The 21,822-nt window shown below is 37.0% G+C and carries 16 protein-coding genes and 15 tRNA genes; 4 read left to right on the forward strand and 27 right to left on the reverse strand.

The window, feature by feature from the left end:
• The 18 genes from ACGHIN_RS04680 to ACGHIN_RS04765 all read right to left on the reverse strand — a co-directional run.
• Positions 1-512: metallophosphoesterase family protein (locus ACGHIN_RS04680; protein ID WP_390451247.1), on the reverse strand; the 512-nt coding region annotated here is incomplete at its 3' end.
• Positions 513-539: 27 nt separating this feature from the next.
• On the reverse strand, positions 540-914 hold the full coding sequence (locus tag ACGHIN_RS04685; RefSeq protein ID WP_390451249.1) for a cyclic-phosphate processing receiver domain-containing protein: 375 nt from the start codon (positions 912-914) through the stop codon (positions 540-542).
• Positions 915-924: 10 nt separating this feature from the next.
• Entirely contained in the window at positions 925-1,245 is a 321-nt protein-coding gene (locus ACGHIN_RS04690; protein ID WP_390451252.1) for a hypothetical protein, read from the reverse strand.
• A 31-nt stretch (positions 1,246-1,276) separates the two neighbouring features.
• Complete coding sequence (locus ACGHIN_RS04695) at positions 1,277-1,762, reverse strand: ribonuclease H-like YkuK family protein (protein WP_390451254.1); 486 nt, start codon at positions 1,760-1,762, stop codon at positions 1,277-1,279.
• Between the two features lie 79 nt (positions 1,763-1,841).
• A tRNA-Trp gene (locus ACGHIN_RS04700) sits at positions 1,842-1,912 on the reverse strand.
• A 7-nt stretch (positions 1,913-1,919) separates the two neighbouring features.
• Positions 1,920-1,992 (reverse strand) — tRNA-Gln (locus tag ACGHIN_RS04705).
• A gap of 95 nt (positions 1,993-2,087) precedes the next feature.
• A tRNA-Phe gene (locus ACGHIN_RS04710) sits at positions 2,088-2,160 on the reverse strand.
• A 124-nt stretch (positions 2,161-2,284) separates the two neighbouring features.
• Positions 2,285-2,358 (reverse strand) — tRNA-Leu (locus ACGHIN_RS04715).
• A gap of 6 nt (positions 2,359-2,364) precedes the next feature.
• Positions 2,365-2,438, reverse strand: a tRNA-Leu gene (locus tag ACGHIN_RS04720).
• A 253-nt stretch (positions 2,439-2,691) separates the two neighbouring features.
• Positions 2,692-2,776 (reverse strand) — tRNA-Tyr (locus ACGHIN_RS04725).
• A gap of 372 nt (positions 2,777-3,148) precedes the next feature.
• Positions 3,149-3,221: transfer RNA gene (locus tag ACGHIN_RS04730), tRNA-Asn, on the reverse strand.
• A 1-nt stretch (position 3,222) separates the two neighbouring features.
• Positions 3,223-3,298 (reverse strand) — tRNA-Met (locus ACGHIN_RS04735).
• A 5-nt stretch (positions 3,299-3,303) separates the two neighbouring features.
• Positions 3,304-3,376 (reverse strand) — tRNA-Glu (locus ACGHIN_RS04740).
• A gap of 5 nt (positions 3,377-3,381) precedes the next feature.
• A tRNA-Pro gene (locus ACGHIN_RS04745) sits at positions 3,382-3,453 on the reverse strand.
• 67 nt (positions 3,454-3,520) lie between these two features.
• Positions 3,521-3,591 (reverse strand) — tRNA-Asp (locus tag ACGHIN_RS04750).
• Positions 3,592-3,685: 94 nt separating this feature from the next.
• Positions 3,686-3,759, reverse strand: a tRNA-Arg gene (locus tag ACGHIN_RS04755).
• Between the two features lie 4 nt (positions 3,760-3,763).
• Positions 3,764-3,837 (reverse strand) — tRNA-Lys (locus ACGHIN_RS04760).
• Between the two features lie 5 nt (positions 3,838-3,842).
• Positions 3,843-3,916, reverse strand: a tRNA-His gene (locus ACGHIN_RS04765).
• A gap of 807 nt (positions 3,917-4,723) precedes the next feature.
• Between ACGHIN_RS04765 and deoD the strand changes: the two genes are divergently transcribed.
• Positions 4,724-5,434, forward strand: coding sequence for a purine-nucleoside phosphorylase (gene deoD / locus ACGHIN_RS04770; protein WP_390451257.1), 711 nt, complete (start codon positions 4,724-4,726; stop codon positions 5,432-5,434).
• Between the two features lie 58 nt (positions 5,435-5,492).
• Here deoD and ACGHIN_RS04775 read toward each other — a convergent pair whose 3' ends face one another.
• From ACGHIN_RS04775 to mce, 9 genes are all read right to left on the reverse strand, one after another.
• Entirely contained in the window at positions 5,493-6,278 is a 786-nt protein-coding gene (locus ACGHIN_RS04775; RefSeq protein WP_390451258.1) for a TatD family hydrolase, read from the reverse strand.
• Positions 6,279-6,284: 6 nt separating this feature from the next.
• Positions 6,285-6,599, reverse strand: coding sequence for a hypothetical protein (locus ACGHIN_RS04780; RefSeq protein ID WP_390451261.1), 315 nt, complete (start codon positions 6,597-6,599; stop codon positions 6,285-6,287).
• A 76-nt stretch (positions 6,600-6,675) separates the two neighbouring features.
• Positions 6,676-7,338, reverse strand: a complete 663-nt coding sequence (locus tag ACGHIN_RS04785) for a hypothetical protein (protein ID WP_390451264.1) — start codon at positions 7,336-7,338, stop codon at positions 6,676-6,678.
• A gap of 117 nt (positions 7,339-7,455) precedes the next feature.
• Positions 7,456-8,010 carry a hypothetical protein gene (locus ACGHIN_RS04790; RefSeq protein ID WP_390451268.1) on the reverse strand — a complete coding sequence of 185 codons (555 nt, stop codon included), beginning with the start codon at positions 8,008-8,010 and terminating at the stop codon, positions 7,456-7,458.
• The gene (locus ACGHIN_RS04795) at positions 8,010-14,657 is read right to left on the reverse strand and encodes an RHS repeat-associated core domain-containing protein (RefSeq protein WP_390451271.1); all 6,648 of its coding nucleotides are present in this window, start codon (positions 14,655-14,657) and stop codon (positions 8,010-8,012) included. The genes ACGHIN_RS04790 and ACGHIN_RS04795 overlap by 1 nt, the downstream gene beginning before the upstream one ends.
• 1 nt (position 14,658) lies before the next feature.
• Positions 14,659-15,855 carry a lamin tail domain-containing protein gene (locus ACGHIN_RS04800; protein WP_390451274.1) on the reverse strand — a complete coding sequence of 399 codons (1,197 nt, stop codon included), beginning with the start codon at positions 15,853-15,855 and terminating at the stop codon, positions 14,659-14,661.
• Positions 15,856-15,869: 14 nt separating this feature from the next.
• A complete protein-coding gene (locus ACGHIN_RS04805) occupies positions 15,870-17,201 on the reverse strand; it encodes a tetratricopeptide repeat protein (RefSeq protein WP_390451277.1) in 1,332 nt (443 codons plus the stop codon).
• A 481-nt stretch (positions 17,202-17,682) separates the two neighbouring features.
• A tRNA-Ile gene (locus ACGHIN_RS04810) sits at positions 17,683-17,756 on the reverse strand.
• A gap of 62 nt (positions 17,757-17,818) precedes the next feature.
• The gene (mce, locus tag ACGHIN_RS04815; protein ID WP_390451279.1) at positions 17,819-18,217 is read right to left on the reverse strand and encodes a methylmalonyl-CoA epimerase; all 399 of its coding nucleotides are present in this window, start codon (positions 18,215-18,217) and stop codon (positions 17,819-17,821) included.
• Between the two features lie 88 nt (positions 18,218-18,305).
• Here mce and rbfA point away from each other — a divergent pair, with 88 nt between their 5' ends.
• From rbfA to ACGHIN_RS04830, 3 genes are read left to right on the forward strand one after another with little or no spacing between them, the layout of a single operon-like run.
• On the forward strand, positions 18,306-18,665 hold the full coding sequence (gene rbfA, locus ACGHIN_RS04820; protein WP_121463003.1) for a 30S ribosome-binding factor RbfA: 360 nt from the start codon (positions 18,306-18,308) through the stop codon (positions 18,663-18,665).
• Between the two features lie 2 nt (positions 18,666-18,667).
• Complete coding sequence (locus tag ACGHIN_RS04825) at positions 18,668-19,873, forward strand: ABC transporter permease (RefSeq protein ID WP_390451283.1); 1,206 nt, start codon at positions 18,668-18,670, stop codon at positions 19,871-19,873.
• A gap of 48 nt (positions 19,874-19,921) precedes the next feature.
• A complete protein-coding gene (locus ACGHIN_RS04830) occupies positions 19,922-21,769 on the forward strand; it encodes an endonuclease (RefSeq protein WP_390451286.1) in 1,848 nt (615 codons plus the stop codon).
• Positions 21,770-21,822 lie beyond the last annotated feature (53 nt).

A 21,822-nucleotide genomic window follows, 5' to 3' on the forward strand; every position in this document is an offset into this window, starting at 1 on the left:
TTTACTTCTTCGTAAGAGACCGGATAAAAATTATGGCAATCTACACCTACATCGAGGCTTAAACTCATTTTATCATCAGGCAATGTTCCATGGGAATGACCGTATAACTGCCATGATCCGCGGTGAGATCCGTTCCAGGTACGCATGGAATAGTGCAAAAGTGTAATTTTTTGCTTACCTGTTTTTACTTCTTCATCTTCGATGTAGATCTCGGCGTAATCTTTAATCCATTCAAATCTATCCTGGACACGAAGAGCGGAGTACTCATGATTGCCTTTTATGAGGTGGATTTTGCCGTTTAATCTATCCAGAATTTCTTTCGTGAAATCCGGTTTACCTAAACTCACATCTCCCAGATGGTAAACGGTATCATTTTCCTTTATTCTCTCATTCCATCGTTTAATGAGCTCTTCGTTCATATGTTCCAGCGACTCAAACGGCCTCTCGGAAAATTTTATAATGTTGGCGTGACCGAAATGATGATCCGCCGTAAAAAATATATTCGGTTTCATTGTTTTAATTTTTTAATAGTTTTTAAACTAACTACATTTTTTAAAGTTTTCAAACAGATTCATTATGTTGTCTTTTCCCACAGGATTCATGGAATGACAATAGAACTGAGGCAATTCTGCCTGATGATCCAGACAATATTCTATTAACCATTTGGCACAATCGTATCCTGTCTTTTCTGTGTATTCCTGAGAATCCGGTTTAAGATAATGTTTATCTGCAAGATCATGATCAAAAGAAATCACTTCAGGAAGTCCTTTTTTCAGGATTCTGCTGACAAATTGCTCGTAGTTTCGAACAATATACCAGTCTTTTCTAAGAAAAATATCCTGTTTTGTGTAATGAAAAGCCTCAATAGGATATCTCACATCATCCAAAAACAATAATCTTTTTGTCATTTCCATTGCTTATTATTTAAATCAAATTCATTCTTTCTTCGTGCTCCTTATCCCGTCTGTCAATCTCTCCAAAGGGGCTTCCTTTGAAGTAACCGATATTCATAAATCCGTTTTCTTCGGTTAGTAAAGACTCTCTTTCTTTGACAGCTCCTGTATTTTTACTTCCGTAATTTCCTTCCAACTGCTTTGTGGCCGGATTCAGATCTCCCCAAACAGCCGTTTTTCCTCTGTAGAGGGGTTCCACGAAATAAGTAATTCCTGTGACGGAAGATTTTACAATGAATCTTCCGGTCTCATCGGTGTTCGTAAGAAATCTTTGTAATACTTCTCGTCTCATAATTTATCTTTTAAGGTTGTTATTTATTAAGTTAAACCACCATATCGGCACAATTGGAACTTGCAAAAGCATGAGGTTTCGCTTTGAACACATATCCCATTCCCAGAATATATCCCATAGCATCTTTCAGTGCAATATTGGATTTGAATTCAGGATCGGTATTGATATCCGCATGCACCTCCATTTCCACTCCATAAGCGTCAAGAATAGAACAGATTGCATAGGCAATTTCTACAGATTTGTTGACTTCATTCAGCATTCGTTCTTTGATACTGATACTTTGTATCTCTCTTTCTTTTCTGATAAAGGTAAACGCTCCTTTTCCCTCACGAATAAATACTACTGCCGTAGCATAATTAATGGTATCACCATATACATGGGAATCCGATCCCACACAAACTTTCAGTCGGTGTCCATTGGCTTGTTCGCGGATGATGGCTTCTTCTACCAGCTGTATGATAGGTTGATGGAAGATTTTTCCATGTAAGTTTTGCCATGTCTGTTGTTGCGTTTCCATTTTTTCTACATGTTTAGGTTGTCTATTTTTTATAATTCTAAAATGATATTTTGACAAGTGAATTGTCATTTCTTTTTTGCACTCCGAACAGGATTCGAACCTATACCATCAGTTTTGGAGACTGACGTGCTGCCATTACACTATCAGAGTAATTCTGCTGACTCATTAGGATTCGAACCTAAACCACAAGAGTCAAAGTCTTGTGTGCTGACCAATTACACTATGAATCAGTATGAGTTATGAGTTATGAGTTATGAGTTATACGTTTGATCTATCTTACTTTCACAATATTGCTTATTTCCCATTATTTATTACTCATTTTTTGTGGATCAGAACCGAATTGAACGGCTCCATTTTGTTTTTCAGACAAACGTGCACACCTTGTACACCACTGATCCCGAACTTTCATAAGCCATGAGTGATTAGTAATCAGTAATAAAAACTGTATTTATTAAACTGATAATTCATCATTTACATTCGCAACCATTACTTATTACCGATTACTCATTACTTATATATTTGTACCTCTCCCCGGATTCGAACCGGGACTATACGGAGTTTAAAACCGATTTCTCTGCCAATTGGAATAGAGAGGCATTTTGTACAGGAAGAGGGATTCGAACCCCCAATACCTTGAGCCTAAATCAAGTGCGTCTGCCAGTTCCGCCATTCCTGCATTTTCATGAGTAATATTAGAATTGAAATGATTATTCACACCTATTACTCATTATTCATATAAGGTTAGAGAAGGCCTGTCTATAAAAATATGCCTGTTAGTAATGTTTGTAAAGATCTTCTGCGCTTGACAAACCATCCCGTTTCCTTTTATTTATTTTTATTGTGTTATCAAAATCAACTGACCAGGAATCGAACCTGAACAACAAGAGTATAATTTCCTGCATGCTGCCATTACATTATCAGTTAAGTAGTGGAAGTGGTAGGATTCGAACCTACTCAGCTATAAAAGCAACAGATTTACAGTCTGCCCCGGCTCTCCAGCTCCGGCGCACTTCCTTTTTAAATGAGTAATAAGTAATTTCACTTCGAAGAAAATCTAAAGCCTGTCTATATTTTTTGTTTGATATAAGAACTTCTGCGCCCGACAAACCTTAATTCTTCTCCTGAACTTATCTCATTTTAGTTACTGGAGATGGTTATGGGATTGCTCATAACCATTATTTTTCTTTTTTGAATTCGCGAATGTTTCACATTTCAAAACCCACTCAGCTCACGCAACGGTTTTGCAGACCGCCCCGACTCTTCCACTTCGGCGAACCATCATTTTCGGAGCAAGAAAAGCTTGTCTTTTGTGTTTTTGATGTAAAGAGCTTCTGCGCTTGACAAACTTTTACTTTCTCCCTTGAAACAATTACTATTCAGTTATTTGCGATTTGGGAAGACTCGAACTTCCAACCTTCGGCTTAACAGGCCGTTGCTCTACCGTTGAGCTACAAAATCATTGGTAATTTCGGAAGGATTCGAACCTTCAACCTTCGGCGTATGAAACCGATACTCTACCACTTGAGCTACGAAATCTTTTGTACTCCATAAGGGAATCGAACCCTCATTTACTGCTCGAAAGGCAGGCGTCCTGTACCATTAGACGAATGGAGCCATTGTCTGGAAAATAGGATTCGAACCTATGACCTCCCGCGTCCAAGGCGGGTAAACAACCACCGTTATCTTTCCAGTTTTGAGGTTCAGTTCCCATTTCTTTTCCGAGAGACAGTCGGATCCGAAATGTTCCGTGAACCTTTGCGGTCTATGCGAGAATCGAACTCGCGGTGCCCGAGAGACAATCGGGCAGGTTGCCATTACCTCAATAGACCTTTTGCGGAGAGCGAAGGAATCGAATCTTCACTACTGTTGTAGAACTCATTAGCAGTAAGCCGCAACGAACCAGTATTTGCCTGCTCTCCATTGTGATCCCGAGAGGATTTGAACCTCTAATCCTCGGTTTAGAAAACTGATGCTCTATCCTGTTGAGCTACGAAACCCTAGCAATCCCAGAAAGATTTGAACTTTCAACCCCCGGTTTAAAAGACCGGTGCTCTAACCCATTGAGCTATGAGATTATATTTGGGTATCTCCGGGAATCGAACCCTGTTTTTCGGTGCCACAAACCGACGCTTTACCAAATAAGCTAGAGAAACCATAAAAAAAGCACCTCTTTTGGGAGGTGCTGTATTATTTTGACGTATCAGGTTACGAGAAACCTACGTATATAAGCACCTTTTATTCACCAATTCACTATCAAGAATGCATACCAACCACATCGGTTCCTGCCCGTGTAATCTTGCATAAGGATTGAATATATTGTGTAAATGTTTCATTTTATTTTTCTTGTTTTTAATCAAGTTATTTTTTGATGGGTGAAAACTTGTTGTTTTTAATTTTCGGTTGCAAAGTAAACAGGATTTTTTCAAATCCGCAAATAAATTTTAAATGCAAGTATTTGAAAATCAAATAATTAAGATCAAAATTTAAAATAGAAAATCCCCGTCCGCAATGTTTTGCAGATACTGTTTTCACCTAAATGACTGTCTCTCATCGGGTTGTCTATCACTCTATTTTATTGTATTAAAGTTTCATTGCTGATTAAAAAATTTTCACTTTTATGGTTATTTTTTTTCATTCTAAATAATTTCTTTCCTAAAAACACAAAAAACGCCTCGAAAATCGAGGCGTTTCTGTTATATTTTGATTTAATTTTTACAAGTTTATAGTAAATAATTTTCAAAGTAAGCACATTCCGCCTCATTCCATATCATGTCATCATACCCAAATAATCCTTCTATTGAAGGGCTTTTGCATAGACTTACATTGATATGTGCTCTTTGTTGTTTCATAAATTTTCTGCCGCAAAGATACTCTTTTTTCCTTTTTTGTTCCTATTCAGATCAGTTTTCCCAACCTTTTTATGCCTTAAAGTTGATATATTTGCGGTGTTAAAAAATTATTATGAGTATTCACATCAGTGCCAAAAAGGGAGAAATTGCTAAAGTTGTGTTGCAGCCGGGAGATCCGCTTCGTGCACAATATATTGCAGAGAATTTTTTAGAAAATGCAAAACTGGTAAGCAAAACCAGAGGGATCTTTTATTATACAGGGATCTATAAAGGGAAGGAAATTACTGTGGGAGCCAGCGGAATGGGTTTTCCGAGTATCGGTATTTATTCTTATGAATTGTTTTCTGAATACGATGTAGAGACAATTATCAGAATCGGGACTTGTGGTGCTTATACTACGGATTTAAATCTTTTTGATCTTTTGATCGTAGAAAATGCAGCCAGTGAAAGTACCTATGCCAAATTTGCATGGGGAATAGAAGAAGAGATCATTGCTCCACAAGGTAATATTTTTAATACCATTACCGAAACTGCCGAGGAATTGTCTTTAAAAGCCAAGACAACTAACATTCACAGTAGTGATATTTTCTACAGAAAAGACCCGAATATTCCTGCTATTGCAGCAAAATACAATTGTCTGGCAGTAGAAATGGAAGCTTTCGGATTATTTGCCAATGCTAAACATTTAGGGAAAAATGCAGCAACTATTCTTACGGTTTCAGATATTATCCCAACTCACGAAAACATTTCGGCTGACGAGAGAGAAAAAGCTTTAAAGCCTATGATTGAGCTTGCTTTAGAAGCTGCCTGGAAGAGTATATAAAACAAAACAATTTTGTTTATCATAAAAAAGAGCTTTACTGATTTAGTAGAGCTCTTTTTTATAGTCTGAAAAATTTTCCGGCGACCCGTGTTGTCTCATCTGCCACTTCAGAAATACTGATTTTTTTTAAATGAGCAATTGTCTGGGCAACATACGGTAAAAATGAGGGTTCATTACGTCTGTTTTGAATTCCGGGCATATTTTTGGGGAGCATAAAGGGAGCATCCGTTTCAATCATCATCCTGTCGAGAGGAACATACCTGATAACATCTTCCAGATGTTTAAATCTTTTTTCATCACTGATAGCTCCGGTAAATCCTAAGTAAAATCCTTTATTCAGGTACATCTTGGCTTCTTCTAAAGTTCCGGTAAAACAATGTACCACAGCTTCGGGAAGTGAGGAGATATATTCATCCGTAATTTCATTAAATCTTTTAAAGGCAGATCTTTCATGAAGAAAAAGCGGCTTATCGACTTCAATGGCTAATTCGAGCTGGGCACGGTAACATTTTTCCTGAACTGGTCTTGGTGAAAAATCCCGGTCAAAATCCAGTCCACATTCTCCTACAGAGACTATATAATCATATTGCAATAATTTTCTGAGGTCATTAATACTTTGATCATTAAATGATTTTGCATCATGAGGATGAATTCCAGCGGTTGAAAATAAAATTCCCGGATATTCTTCTGCAATGGATGCTGATTCTCTGCTTCCTCTCACACTGGTTCCGGTGAGGATCATTTGTTCTACCCCGTTATCCAGAGCACGGTTAATAATTTTGTCATGTTCATTATAGAACTGTTTATTGGTCAGGTTAATGCCAATATCGACGTACGTTTTCATTTGTTTTTATTTTAATTTATTTTTTATAATATAATATCTGATTATATGAGGATTATTCACTGTCCTTCTGAACTGTTTTTCTGTATAAAAGCTTTTGTAGTCGGACCGCTTTTCCCCTCTGAACTTTTTGGTGATCTTTATCCATATCAGTTTTCGTTTTCCTTTTCTTAATTTTCGGAACGTTACTAATTCCCGCAATTGATCTTCGATTTCAGAAGTTATGGTTCTTCTCCATTTCCTATTTCCATATTTTTTCTGATATGGAGTGATTTTTCCATATTCATGATTTCTAAAAGGACCTTTATTATAGAGATTATTCATGTCAACAGAACCGGAAGTAAATTTTTGCCAACAAATTTGAAAAAAGAAAGCGCAATCTATTTACGCTGTATGAAAATTATTCGTTGATGAAAGTCTCAAGAAAACCGATGAGTTGTTTCCCATCATGGCTCCAACGGATTCCGTGACCTTCTTTTTCTCTTATTTCGAAGACCAGGTCATGCTTGTAATGAAAGAAGACGTTCCACCATGTTCTATGATCAATGATGTAATAGATTCTCTCCATTACTTTTTCCTGCTTCTGCTGATTGTTGCCTTTAACCTCGCCCCAAAAAGGATCATCCATTCTTCCTACATGTTTTTCCCAGGCTCTTTGTGCAATCGTGATTTCATCATTGAAAAGTTTCTTACAACTTTCAATTAAAATATGTTTTAAGGGTGGAATTGCTGTTTCATTACGGATACTCGCTGAGGTTATTCTTTGTCCTAAAACGTTCAGCCAGTGTTCAAATGAAATCTTTTCCAGCTGTCGGGCTTTTATTTCATCAGAATCCAAACTTTCGAGAATGCTGGTAAAGGTATTGAAACTCTCTGCTCTGTTTATTTTTATTTCTTCATTAAAATAAGGATACTCCCAATCAAGAGTCCTTTTTTTAAATTTTAGCAGGTTTATATGGATATTCTGAAGGTGCTCTTCGGCTAATGCAGCGCCATACTGTTCTTTCCATTTTTCGGAAAACAGGGGAACCAGTTTCTCCAAGAGGTTTAATTCAAGATTCATAATTCAAAAATAAAATTAAAAACTAATTCCGGATAGAAAAATGAAAATGAAACAGATTTATAAATAAAGTTCCGCAATGTCTTTGACATTGCGGAACTTCCTTATGATTGAAAACTTTTAATTCTTACCGGTTCTAAATTTCACTGTATTGATGAGTTTTTTATAGTAGTCTTCATAGCTTTCTTCCACTACTTTCTCACAGAAATAAGAAGGTGAAATTTGCTGTATTCCCACTAATTTCACATAGTCTTTTTTATAGATCTCAGCATACTCCTTTTTTAATAATTTATAAACGATACTATTGGAGAAATCATTTACCAGATTTAAAAACCCATCGTCATCAAAATTACTGAACCGCCCATTGCCGAATTTTGACAAATTGTAAAATGTCAGCAAATAATTCTTTTTCGTTAAGGCCTCATAATGTTTGGTCTTATAAAGGGAGTCCATAGATTTGAACTGATAGGTATAAAGATCTTCTATACATTTGGATTCCAGTAATTTTTTGAATGAATGTTTCGTGACTACATCTTTACTCAAAATTTCTTTTACTTCAGCTTCGTTTTTAGCCTGCGTTATTTTGTCCCATTCTTCCTGTGTAAAAGAATCTGTATAAGTCTGGGCTTTGAAGCTGACTGCAAAAAGTATCAAAAAGGTTACTATTCTCATCATTAAGGCAATTTAAAGAAATAATTCTTGGTATTCTCGTACAAGGTAGGCATAAATGTTTTAGATACATATTCACTGACACCATAAATTGTTGCATGTCCTGTAATTCCAGGTCCCATACTTCCTTTTGTCGCTGGAATCTGAATCAGGATTCCCTGTGAACCTGAGAACTTTTTCCAGTTAGCTGCATCAAACGGGCTGCCTGTAAATGTAGCATCAGGTATCCACCCCATTTCTTTTGTTAATACATCAAGCAATTTTTGTGCTGTTAAAATTACTCCGGTTCCATCTTCAGCAAAAAAGTCTCTTTTGGGAAAAGCCACTCCGCTTCTTCCAAGTCCAAGTGAACATTTTAATGCACATGAATGATGATAATCCTTATTTCCGGAGAAATGTAATTCTTCTAATTTTCCTCCGGCTGATGTATAAGCTGCATCTGCCCTTGCTTCTCCATATTTAAATCCTTTAATAGGTGATGTACCTCTTTCTTTAGGGAAATTAGCATATACACTTGCCCACTTCGGTCTTGGCTTTTGCTGGAAAATTTCTTTATTCACAAAGTGTGCCAAGTGGTTAAGCCCTGAAGTAATGATTCCTTGTCTGAATCCCTGCCAGAATTTACCTCCGGCAATAGTTGCTGAAAGGCCACCCGACAAACCTCCTGCAGCAAGCATTGTTGCTTTTATGAGATCGCTGCTGCCAAATTTATTTAAGGAAATATAATTACGGTTGGCATCCTGCATAGCCCCGTTTCCTGTGAAGTTAGTCCCTAATGCCTGTATTCCGCTTGAAATAATAGAAGATACCGCACCGGATAAAAATCCTGTTCCAAAATTTCCTGTTTCCAATGCAGACATCATTCCTCCGGTTACTGCATGTAATCCTGCCTGCAAGGCAGCCTTGCCGACAAAGCTTGCGGCGGCGCTGGTGGCTGCCGAGCCTATTCCGAAACTTATAGCTCCCATGACGGCTCCCGTGACGGCACTTTTTCCGAGTCCATACCAGAACGGCACACCATCAATTGCATTAAGAATAATCTTCGTCGTAACAGCCACTGCTACTCCAATAAGGATGGCAATTCCGATGGTAATAGGTTCGTTTCCGTCAGCATCTATGAATAGTAACGGGTTGTTGTATGCATATCCAAATCTGTCATAGCTTTGTGTATTGGACGGATCAGGAACAAGGGTGTCAGGACTCAGGAATTTTCTCATTACCGGGTCATACATACGCGCATTCATGTTGATAAGACCTACTCTCCATAGATGTTCATGCCCCGTATATCCTCTGTCTATAAAGTATTCTCTCGTAGCTAATTCCTGCGCGTTGGTAATCAATTGACCTGAAGCATCTGTTAAAGCTTTCAGATTACCCCATGCGTCGAAGAAACGTTTTTCTACTACAGCTCCGTCTGATTTTGTAATGGCCAGGATACTTCCCAGATTGTCACGGTGCAGATAGTAATTTTCTTTGGACATAGGGACCCCATTCTGTACTACCTCTTTTTTGATATAATTGGCAGTATATGGATCTCCGGTAACATAGGTCACAATTTCTAATTTTTCACCTCCTTTACCGGAAGTCCTTGTGATTTCCACAGCAAAATCAGATGAATAAAATCTTTCTTTGAGCCCAAACCTATACTTCATGGAATATCTCGACTTCAGGATATTGTACTCAAAGTTGATGTTATCATTATTACTTGTAATCGTATTAGGACTTTTGAATGCATTATAAGTGATATTGGCAAATCCTCTCTGAGTATTTACATTCTGTCCGTTTGCATTAAAGTCAATACTTTGGAGCTTATAATCCGTTTCATTATAATTATACTTTCCTAGTTCTGTGTTGGAAGTTATTCTTCCCCTTTTATCATATGTATACTCATTGACTAAAACTCCGTTCACTGCTTCTGTGAGCAATCTGTTAAGTTTATCGTAAGTGAAATCTTCTTTTTTGTTGAAGGTATTGTTTCTTCTCCATTTTAGAACTCCTTTGTTTACGTCATACTCATAGTCTACATCAAGAACAAGAGTTCCATTACTGGTATTCTGGTGTCTCGTGTTGAATAAGGAATTATCACTTGGGTTATACTGGTTGGTAATGGTATATCCGTTTCCATATTCCATTTGGGTGCTATGCCCTATTGCATCAACATTTGACAAATGCCAGATCATGGCACCGGTTTGATTATTATTCTGCTGTATCAGTATACCGTTAGCATCATATATATTTTTGACAGATGAGGCAGTGTTGTAATATCCGGCAATAAAGGTTGACATGTCTACAACGTCCGCTCTTCCGAAAGCATCAAAAGAAGTATTTGTTGTATAGGTAAACTCAGGTGTTTCTTCTTTTTTACCTTTTAAACGATAATATTGGTCATAGTAGTTGGTATAGGTAAAACTCTGTCCGTTGCTGGTTCCTGTAATTGTTTCAGGAAGTTTGGTCTGCCCATTGTAGGTATAGGTTTTTTCTATATTGGTATTATCGGCCGGAGTATTGCCATATGTTTTCTCCGTTAAAGGTCTTCCTAAATCATCATATCCATACAACGTATATCCTTTGGGGGTCGTTTCTTTAGTAACTCTTCCCATGTTGTCATATTCAAAAGTGAATATTCCTGCAGAAGGATCTGTAATTTTAGTTTTATATCCCCATCCATTAATTTCAAAGGTTGTTTTTATTCCTTCGTAGTTGGTTTCTTTAAGAGCTCCGTTAGGATAATATGAATGAGCAATCACACCACCATGGTCCTGTTGTCTTATGGTATGCCCCATGGCATCCAGGGTTTTGGATGTTTTCCTGTAACCGTCTTCCACTGTTATTTTTAACCCTTCATAACAAGTAGTAATTACTTTCCCAGTAAATGTTATATTTTTTACGGGGCGGTTTATTTCGTCGTACTCAATTGTATTCCATTTTACAGGTTCTCCTTCAAAGTACGGTTCGGAATTTTTTATTACTCTTCCTAAAACATCATACTGCTTTTTCGATACCAGCCATTTTCCGTTTATAGACTGTGTTTTAGTCATGATTTCCCTGTCAAGCCTGTCGAAAACCGTAATAGCTTCTACTCCTCCTTCTCTTTTTTTATGGATATTGTATTGCCCTCCGGTTATCGGATCTGCCACGGATTTGGAGATGGTTGTCTTTTTCCCCAGAAAATCTGTGATCTCTGTAGTATTGCCCCATTCATCATAAGTATAAGAAGTAACTAGTCCTAATGATGATGTTTCAGATTGTTCATCTCCAAATATATTAACTACTGATGTTGAAGAGAGCCCGTCCGGAGTAGTTGTTTTATTCACGTAACGGTTGGTGGAATCGTATTCATAAGACGTAGTCTGCGAAGCAAGTCCTGTTGTGGATATCGTTTCAGTTTTAGTGCTTCCATATGGATAATAGGTGAATGAGGTGACGATAGGAGGCGCTCCTACCTGGTTACCATACTTTCTGTTTTCTGAAATATTCCCGTTCGGGTAGTAATCTGATTCATCTTTACTGCTGAAAGATAAACCATCTTTATAAGTAACATTTTCTACAGAAGCGATTTTACCATAGTAATAATGGCTTCCATTCCATGATTCCGGCTTATATGTATATTTCGAAATGGCAGAACCGGCCCCGCTAAAATCTGTATAAACGGTTTTTAATTTTAGATCATCTGCTTCATCATACTCATACTTTTTAGAGATGGTGATTTTCTTCAGATAGTCTTTTGAGATCTCTTCTTTGGATAGTATAAGATATTGTTTATTACCTCTGTCAAATTTTTCGCTGGTAATAATGTTTTCCGTGAAGAATTTGTTTAATCCTCCATAGGTATTCTTCACTACTGCATTATCTAAAGTGGCATCTTTCGTAACAATATTCCAGAAGACAGCTTTTACGGGGTTCTTATTGACATATTTTCCACTTCTAAGCTCCGATTCATAGGCATCACTGGTAAAAGTTTTCTGAAAACCTAAAAGCCCTTTTCCGGCCAAGTGTTGAACTGCATTTTCATATCTGTATTCTTTCGTCAGAATATTTCCGTCAAACAATGTATGGATTTTATGAGCCAAATAAGTGGAACCATTGTTTTTATGCACGTAGTATGGGTACTGGAAATGTCCTTGCGCCACATCGCGGGTATAACATCTCTCCGTACTGTTGTTAACATCCACCATCATCGGTTTGTATTCTACAAGCTGGTCTACTCCTGAGCCATTAGATACTTTTTTGATCAGCTGCTCTGTAAACCTGTCGTTATTGATCGTAAAAGTAACATCCTTTCTCGTTAAAGGATCATATATTATTAAGCTTGACTTATAGGTATTAAGCTGATTAAAGCTTGTAGATTCCAAAGGAACAGCGAACGGGGAGATCGTATCGGCATTCAGAGGTAAGACCGTATTCAATGTGGTGAAATTATTATTCCCCTGCGTATCGGTTTTGTTTTCGTGAAGATAGATCTTATTGGTATATAAGGTAGGTTTTATCTGGTAAGGAAAAACTGTTTTATCCCAATACCAAACATCTATATTCTGAATTTCGGCAAGGCTTAGCTTTTGAGTATCACTATACTTTACCTTTCCAAATTTACTAAATGAAATAAGGTCTGTCTTCCCATCATGGTTAAAATCGGTTGGGATAATAGTGGTTGCTCCATATTCAGTATAATCATAAACTACATCTGGGCCAGACCATAACATTTTCCAGAAAGAACCTCCTGCTTTAACATAGTTTTTCTGTGAAGGAACAATATAGGATAGCTTTTGGGCGGTATAGTCTTTTGTAGTAGCCACAAATCCTTTTCCTGTACTTATATATTGCCACCACATTTGCGGTTCAGATTCCATTTTTTGAGCAACATCACCCGCAGCGTTATCATTATCAATATAATAAATCTTTTTGGGGGTCATGAAATCCGTAAGACCATCTCCGTTATAATCTCCAAATATAAGCGGAGTAAAGCGTTTTGTATAAATATTATTAATGAAGTCAGGTAACACAATATCCTGTAAGTTATCCATCGGATAAAAAGTCTTATTCAGGAAATCTACTTTATATATGGTATACTTGTCACCATTGATAAACATCACTTCAGGAATTCCGTCTCCATCCAGCTCAAGCTGATACAATCTGTCGAAATGGAAGGAATAAGGGTTTGAAATAGCCAGTGGAATACTTACAGTAGAAGTTCCCTGGGTTTTTCCTACTTCGAACATATAGGCAGCAGACTGGGTATATGCATCACCCTGAACAAAGTGGATTAAATCCAATAAACCATCATTATTAAAGTCTCCTGAAATATAATTATCTGAGTTTTTTGACAGGTCAAGAGTGTACTGCCCGGTTACAAAATCCCAATTCCATGTCCCGTTAGACTGGAATGTCGTATCCATCGTACGGGTTTCCATGGTAAGCAGATCTATAATCTGTATTTTGGCAAATAAGCCTGTATGGGCTATAATCAACTGATCTCTTTCACTCATTTGATTATGAGCCGTCAACCCTTTCCCAACTATTAATTTTGAGCCTGCACTGATCGGTATGGATAACTTACCGTGGATTGAATTCATCAAAGAGAAACTTCCGTCTACTCCTTTTGCAATATAACAGGTAGATAATTTTCCATTTCCATAAAAATCTCCGGCAACAATATCCCCTAACTCTTTTGTCTCAGGAAGGAAGCCTGCACTGCTTTGTACTGTTTTTTCAACGACCCCTGTGGTTACTCCCAGGTTATAATCAAAATATAGAGGCTTAAGTTTATTTCCATTTTTGTTCTCGACATCAATGTTCCTTACTCTTTCGATGGTATTCCCGTTGATAAAGTCATGCGTTAACGTATATTTTCGGAATAACCCGCTGGTAGTGGAATTGCTGTATACATTGGAAAGAACATAATTATTCGTGAACTTTACTCCATTTCTGTATGCTATAGAAGGGGTTTTACGAAGTTTATACTCAAAATTAATACTAAACGGATTATTGGCTCCGCCATAAGAAATTTTGGTAATTCTGGGAACATTATTTTCTACCTGGTAGGTATAATTGATGATATTTTCAAATGAATCCTGAAATACTGAAATATAATACTGTCCAGGAGCAAGCTCTTTGTATTTTGCTATTTTCCCGTCTGTATACTGGATCATGAACTGAAATTCACCGGAAGTAAGTTTTGTAATCTTTATTTTGGAGAACTTTTCCGTAGCAAAAGTAGTGGCATCAATTTTAATCAGCCTTTGTCCGTCCAAATACAGAGGATCATTATCATTAAATTGAGGCCCTACGGTAATTCCGTCAATCTCCTGGCTTTTTCCTCCTTTGGTAATCATAGAAAGCCCCACAATATTCCAGCCCCATCCTGCCATCCCTACACCACTCTGGCTATTGTAGGTTAATGCAATATTGGGTTGGAAATCATTAACCCCATCAAAAATTTCTATCGGAAGTGTATAGGTTAAAGCTCCAGACTCTGAAACATTCATTTCAGCATTGATACTCGGCGTCAGAGGATCTGCAACTGTTTTCTGAGCTGATGCGTTTTCTGAATACCCTGAAACATCATACTGTAAAGGAACCTGTACAACCTGCTGGGATTTTAGAATTGAAATGACAAATAAAAAGAAGAATATAAAGAATAAATGTTGTTTTCTCATTTTACCACTTTAAGATATTTTTGGATATAACCTGGCCGGTAATCAATACGAAATTGGCAACGAATGCGCCCGGCAACTGGTTCTGCAGACTGAATGTAGTTGTATTGGGTCCCGGCGTATAGCTGTACACCTGTCCTCCAGCAGAATTAAACACCTGTACACTTTGTATTTTACCTAATGCAGGACCTGCCCATGTTAAAGTTACATTATACTGATCCGAGGCTTTCGTAGGATTCGGATATATGGTTATACTATTTTTAATCAGTTCTAATTCATCAGTTGTATACCCCGCCACTGCAACAGGTGGAGTACTTTCATTAGTGCAGCCCGCTCCCGCAAGCAAATTCCCGGCACTGTCATAAGAGAAACAGGCACTGCCATTACCTGTATATGAGCCGTTTGGAGTCTGCGATACTTTTTCAATATTGATCGGGCATAGCTTATTGACGATATCATTTACGTTATCCGTCCAATCCAGGTAGGCATAATTGTTATTAAAGTCATTTATCACCAAAGATTCGTAGTTTTGAATAGGAGGTTTAAATGTTGCATCTAAAGGGTTGGGAGTAGCCTCGTAGTTATTATACAGATCTTGTGTTAAACTATTTGAGGTTAAAGAACCATAATAAGGGTCGGGATGATATTGTATTGATTTTACAGTATAGAAATCACCTGGGGTTGACCATACATTGGGGATATAATTAAATCCGGGTTCATCCCTGTATTCCCAAATCATTCCACTCTTTCCAACAGTTGCATATCCATTGAATGAATAACCCAGCACTACACTTTCATACTTATTTCTCAACAGGATTCTGTCCTGCAGAATTATCTGATCTTCTTTTCCGGCAGTCGTTGAAAAAAGCTGAGGAAATTCCGTTAAATAAGCAGGCATGGTACTGTAAGCAATTACCATAAACTGACCGGATTTGATAATCTTATCATGAGGCAGCCAGAAGACACCTTCCATGTCCTGCAAATACCAGTTTTTCAAACTGATATCTTTATCGCTGTAATTGTATATTTCAATAAATTCACCTCTATGATGCTTATATGCATCAATAAATTCACCTGTTGCCACCCCATTTTCTTTCTTATTAAATCGTAATTTCTCATTAAAAGGAGTGTTGTAATAAATCTCGGTGATTTTTAACTGAGAAAAAGCGAAATTGAAGGAAAAGAAAAAAAATGAAATCAAAAAAAATTTTAACTTCATATTTTGTTTAATAATTTGTTTAAGTTTTGGATATGAATAGGATTGGATACAGATCTTTTCAAGTTCATATATGCTAAACTTTTTACCAGATCATCTGCACTGTTTATAAAAGATTCCGGATGTATGGCGATATCAAGTATTCTCTTAACGCCATCTGTATCACCTGTTTTTTTATAATAAGTTGCGGCCAAGATATTCATTCGGTCAATAGAGTGAGTATTCGTAATTCCAAACATTCCTCTACTCTCTTCAAGGATTTTACTCTTAGCATTATTCGGTTGGTTCTTAAGAATATCTATTTTGATCTTTCTGGTTACCAATTCAAATTTCTTCTGAGGATCAAAAGCGTTCGACTCAAGATATGAGATCAGAGTTTGCAGATTAGCAGGAAGAGAGTTTGTTTCTTTAGCTTTTCTTAATTGAGCATCCATCAGAGCCAGTGCAGACCAAAACGTATTTTTCAGGGCATGATTCTGGGTTTCAACGCTAATTAAGGTATCATAATTTTTCTGAAGTTTGGCCAGATCCCTTACATATTTTAGGAAAAGCGGATCGTTTTTATCCGTGTTGTAATACGACATCGCTTTATTGAGAGCTGTCCCATTATTTTTCTCTTTCCTGTATCTTTTTACAATAAGACTATTAAGCTCACGGATGTGCTGTTTACGATCTTTTGAAAATGGCTTACCATTTAGTTCGGCCAGTTTGGATTCAAGTTCTGAGGTAGAAATTTCGTCAAACCTTTTTTTGAAATTTTTATACTGGGATTTTTTATATGCTTTCCGTGCAATATTTTCATTAGGATTCTTCGAATCTGCACTCCATTCAATAAGCCTGTCTATTTTAGCAGCCTGTTTCTGTAAATTTTTATTATTAGGCTGAGTTTGAAGAAAGGCATCATACTTCTGTTTTATATCAGACAATAGTCTGCCGTTAAAGTTAATGGCTTTTTTGATTCTTTTATTTCCTAATGCGGCACTAAAATATTCTTTGTAGAGTCTCTGTTTAATCTCAATATTGTTGGGATTAGCCAATGATGCCGCTTTCAACATAACAATGACTTCCCATTCTTTCTTTTTCTGAGACAGTATCACTTTTCTCATTCCGTCATATGCTCTGATCTCATTAGGATTCTGAGCAATAATCTGTTGATAAATTTGCTTGGCTTTAGCCTGCTGCCCCTTTTTCCTGAATTCGCGTGCAGTTTTTAATAATGCATTGACGTCAGGATTACTTTCAGCTTTGGTATGGGAAAAAACATATGTAGGAAAAAACAAAGAAATAACACCTAGTGAGCCTAGGGTAAGGAATTTTTTTCTGGTTATCATTAGTTTTTATTTAAAAAAGGGGAAGACAGGGTCTCAAGGCCTGTATTTTTGCACCACGAAAGTTATAAATTCTTGTTTGACTTCCCCTTACAGGATGCAAATATAATATTTTTCCCATTAAATCCATTGAATGTGAATTTTTTTTCATCTTTTTTTCTTAAAAAAATTATAATTAATTAAAAATCAATAACAAAACACATTTTTTTGAAGAAAAAATCAAAAATTAATCATTTGAAAGAGATATACACAGCCAATTAATTATAATATTCAGCCTATTTTTCAATGAGAAAAACACTCACATTCTTACAAGAGAGCTTTATTTTTTGGATATTAAGGTCTAAATAAATGTAACTGGAAGATATTTTAAAGGCACCAATGAAGGAGTAAAAGCATAAAACAAATAAAAAACGTTAATTCTTTTTATTTTTTCATGTGCAGAAATAAAAAACACCTACATTATTTGCAGGTGTTAATTTTATTGTGGCCCCACTTGGGCTCGAACCAAGGACTTGCTGATTATGAGTCAGCTACTCTAACCAACTGAGTTATAGGGCCTCAAAATCTGGTTAAATTTTGTGACTGCAAAAATAACAAAATTTATTTCACTACAAAATTTTTTATCCCTTTTCTTGACAAAGTTCTACCAATACTCCATTGGTGGATTTTGGATGCAAGAACACAACTAATTTATTATCAGCACCTTCTTTAGGCTCTTCGGAAATAAACTGAAATCCTTCTTTTTTTAAGCGCTGAACCTCTTCAAGGATGTTGTCAACGCCAAAAGCCAGATGATGGATTCCCTCTCCCTTCTTATCAATAAATTTTGAGATCGGACTTTCAGGATTGCTCGCTTCCAAAAGTTCCACTTTGCTTTCCCCTGTTTCGTAAAAAGAAGTTATGACTCCTTCCCTTTCTACGCTTTCTTTTTTGTAGGATTTTTTTCCTAACAGTTTTTCAAAAAGTTCATCCGAAACTCCCAAAGATTTTACGGCAATGCCGATATGTTCTAACTTCATAGTATAATATAATTAAATCGTAAATTTGATACAATGAATATAACTTCAGCGCATCAATTCAAACAAAAGTACTAAATTTGCATAACTTATGGAGAGCAACAGACAAAGAAAAGTAGCACAAATTATACAGGAAGATTTCGCAGAACTTTTCCGTAAACAGGCTGCAGACAGCAAACAGGGCATTTTGGTAACGGTTTCTGATGTAAAAGTAACTGCAGATTTAGGTATTGCCAAAATCTACTTAAGCATATTTCCACAGGAATTCCGTTCCGCTATTATGAAAGAAATTGAGGAAAACAAGCCCCAATACAGAAATTTTATTGGTCAGAAAATGGCAAAACAGGTACGTGTAATCCCTCAGCTTAACTTTTACCTGGATACTTCTCTTGATGATGTTGAAAAGCTTGAAAAAGAACTAAGAGGCGAAGGCGACAATCCTGTTTTATAGTTTTGAAGAACATTGCATTTTACATAGCGTCACGATACCTTTTAGCAAAAAAAGGCAGTACTGCGGTTACGTTCATTACGTGGTTGGCCGTAGGGGCAATGACTGTTGCTGTAGCTGCCATGTTCGTCATTATTTCCGTATTTTCCGGATTGGAGGAGCTGAACAAAGAACTTATTTCCAATCTTCATGCTGATCTTACGGTGAAAAGCACCAACGGCAAAACGATTAAAAATCTTAGTAAAATAAGTGATGCTTTAAAAAACAATAAGGCAATCGATAGTTTTTCCCGCGTTATCGAAGAAAAAGTATACATCAGCTACAACGGAAAAGGAGATATTGCCTATCTGAGAGGGGTTGATTCCGCTTATATACAAGTAAACCCAATTAATAAGGATGTTTTCTATGGAACCTACCCCGGCTTCGAATACTCTAATGAAGTATTAATGGAAAACTCACTGGACAACAGATTATCCTTACCTGTTGCCTCTTCAGGAAATTACGCCACGGTTTTCATGCCTAAACCCGGAACCGGCATCATCAGCAAGGAAGAAGATATCTATAATAAAAAAGATATTCTCGTAACCGGTGTTTTTCCCGGAAAGGATCAATTAAACAATTATATTATTTCTCCTATTGAGCTTACGGAAGAATTACTGGACCTTCCGAAGAAATCTGCGTACCAGATTGTCATCAAATTAAAAAATCCTGAAAATACAGATCTTGTAAAAGCAAATTTACTGTCGGCTTTCGGTAAAAGTATTGAGATTAAGACGAAGGAAGAGGAAAATGCCGCTTTCTGGAAGATGATCAACACGGAAAAGCTGTTTATATACCTTATCTTTGCTTTGGTTATTTTTATTACAACATTCAATTTAGCAGGAGCTATTATTATTTTGCAGCTCGATAAAAAAGAACAGGCAAGATCTTTAATTTCATTAGGATTCCCACTCAGTCACTTAAGAAAAACATATTTCTACACCGGCATTCTGATTGTTGTTTCAGGAATCATTACGGGGTTACTTTTAGGAACTGCGCTATGCTATTTTCAACTTTACACAGAATTCTTCAGAGCAAATGAAGCTTTGCCTTTCCCGGTAAAAATAGTAGGAAAAAACTATCTTATTGTAGCGCTTACCGCATCATTATTCGGGTTTACCATTTCATGGTTCTTTTCAAAGATCAGTAAAGAGTATATTACTAAAAATTAATGTGTTAGTCTTTCCTTTTTTTGTAACTTTACTGCCCAATTTTTTAAGATGAAACGAATTTTATTCTCTTTTTCTCTGTGCTCGGTATGTATGAATGCTTTTGCACAGATCCCAACGGGTTACTATAACGGCACTACAGGGTTAACGGGTTATGCCTTAAAAACAAAACTTAGTGAGATTATCAGCAACGGCCATAGCGACCAGGGCTATAATGGACTATGGACAGGCTATCAGACAACAGACCGCGATTACTATTATGAAAATAATGGAAAAGTATTGGATATGTACTCTGAGAATCCTAACGGAGTAGATCCTTATGAATACACTATTATCTCTGATCAATGTGGAAATTATTCAGCAGAAGGCGCTTGTTACAATAGAGAACACACTGTACCGCAGAGTCTTTTTAATTCGGCAAGTCCGATGAAAAATGACATTCATTTTATTCCTCCTACTGATGGAAAAGTAAATGGAATGCGAAGTGATTATCCTTACGGAGTTGTCACCAACCCTACATGGACTTCTCAAAACGGCTCAAAATTAGGTCCTAATACAACTCCTGGTTATTCCGGAACGGCTTTTGAACCTATCAACGCCTTCAAAGGTGATATTGCCAGAATGATCTTTTATTTTGTTACAAGATATCAAAACCAGGTTCCCGGCTTTACGAGCGGTAATATGCTGGATGGAACAACGACAAGAAGTTTAACTCAATGGGAACTGGAGGTACTTTTAGCCTGGCATGATGCAGATCCGGTTTCTCAAAGAGAAATTGACAGAAATAATAATGCTTATGCATTCCAGGGAAACAGAAATCCTTATATTGACCACCCGGCATGGGTGCATGATGTATGGGGATACGTCAATACAACTCCAGATACAACTCCGCCAACGACTCCGCTTAATTTGGCCGCTTCAAATATCACAGGCGGGTCCGCCACCATCACATGGACCGCTTCTACTGATAATATAGCTGTTACAGGATATAATGTATACATCAATGGTGTTCTTTATGGAAGTTCAGGAACCAATTCCATCAATGTTTATGGTTTAAATCCTAACACGACTTATCAGGTAACCGTGGTCGCTACCGATGCAGCCGGAAATGTATCTCCTGCTTCTGCTCCTTTCAATTTCACTACCACCAATACTCCTCCTGCAGGTGGCTCTTCCAGCGAGTTATACATTTCTGAGTATGTGGAAGGTTCAAGCAACAATAAAGCTCTTGAATTAACAAATGCTACACCAGACCCTATTGACCTTAGCAATTATTCTATCAAAAAACAGGCTAACGGAGGTGGCAGCTGGGTAAATGAAGCCATATTAACAGGAACTCTTCAGCCTTCATCGGCTTTTGTGATTACCCATTCAGGAGCCGCTTTTACCTGTTCGTTTACAAGTAATCTGACTTTAGGCGGAGCACCTATAGATTTTAATGGAAATGACCCTGTCGGGTTATTTAAAAACGGAGTGCTTATTGATATCGTAGGAACCTTTAACGGAGGATCTGCTGATTTTGCAGCGGACGTTACATTAAGAAGAAATGTAAGCAATCCTTCCACTACTTTCTCTCTTTCACAATGGAATTCTTTCCCTCAGAATACCTGTGATAATCTGGGAATCATCAATCCGAATTCCGTATTGGGTACTCATGAGATTCAAAAAACTTCAGGATTCACCATTTATCCTAATCCGGTAAAAAACAATGAGCTTTATGTAAAAGGAGAAAATCTTACTACGATCTCCAGAGCAGAAATTTACGATATGTCCGGAGCACTGATTCAGGTTATTACCCATCCTTTTAAGACTTCTGATAAAATTACGCTCAGAAATATCATCAAAGGAAATTACATTCTTAAAGCAGGTAATACTACCGCAAAATTTATTGTAGAGTAACAGAAAATATTCAAACTTAAAGACCGATTTATTCGGTCTTTTTTTTATTTTTG

Source organism: Chryseobacterium barbadense (genome assembly GCF_042849955.1).
Taxonomy (GTDB): domain Bacteria; phylum Bacteroidota; class Bacteroidia; order Flavobacteriales; family Weeksellaceae; genus Chryseobacterium.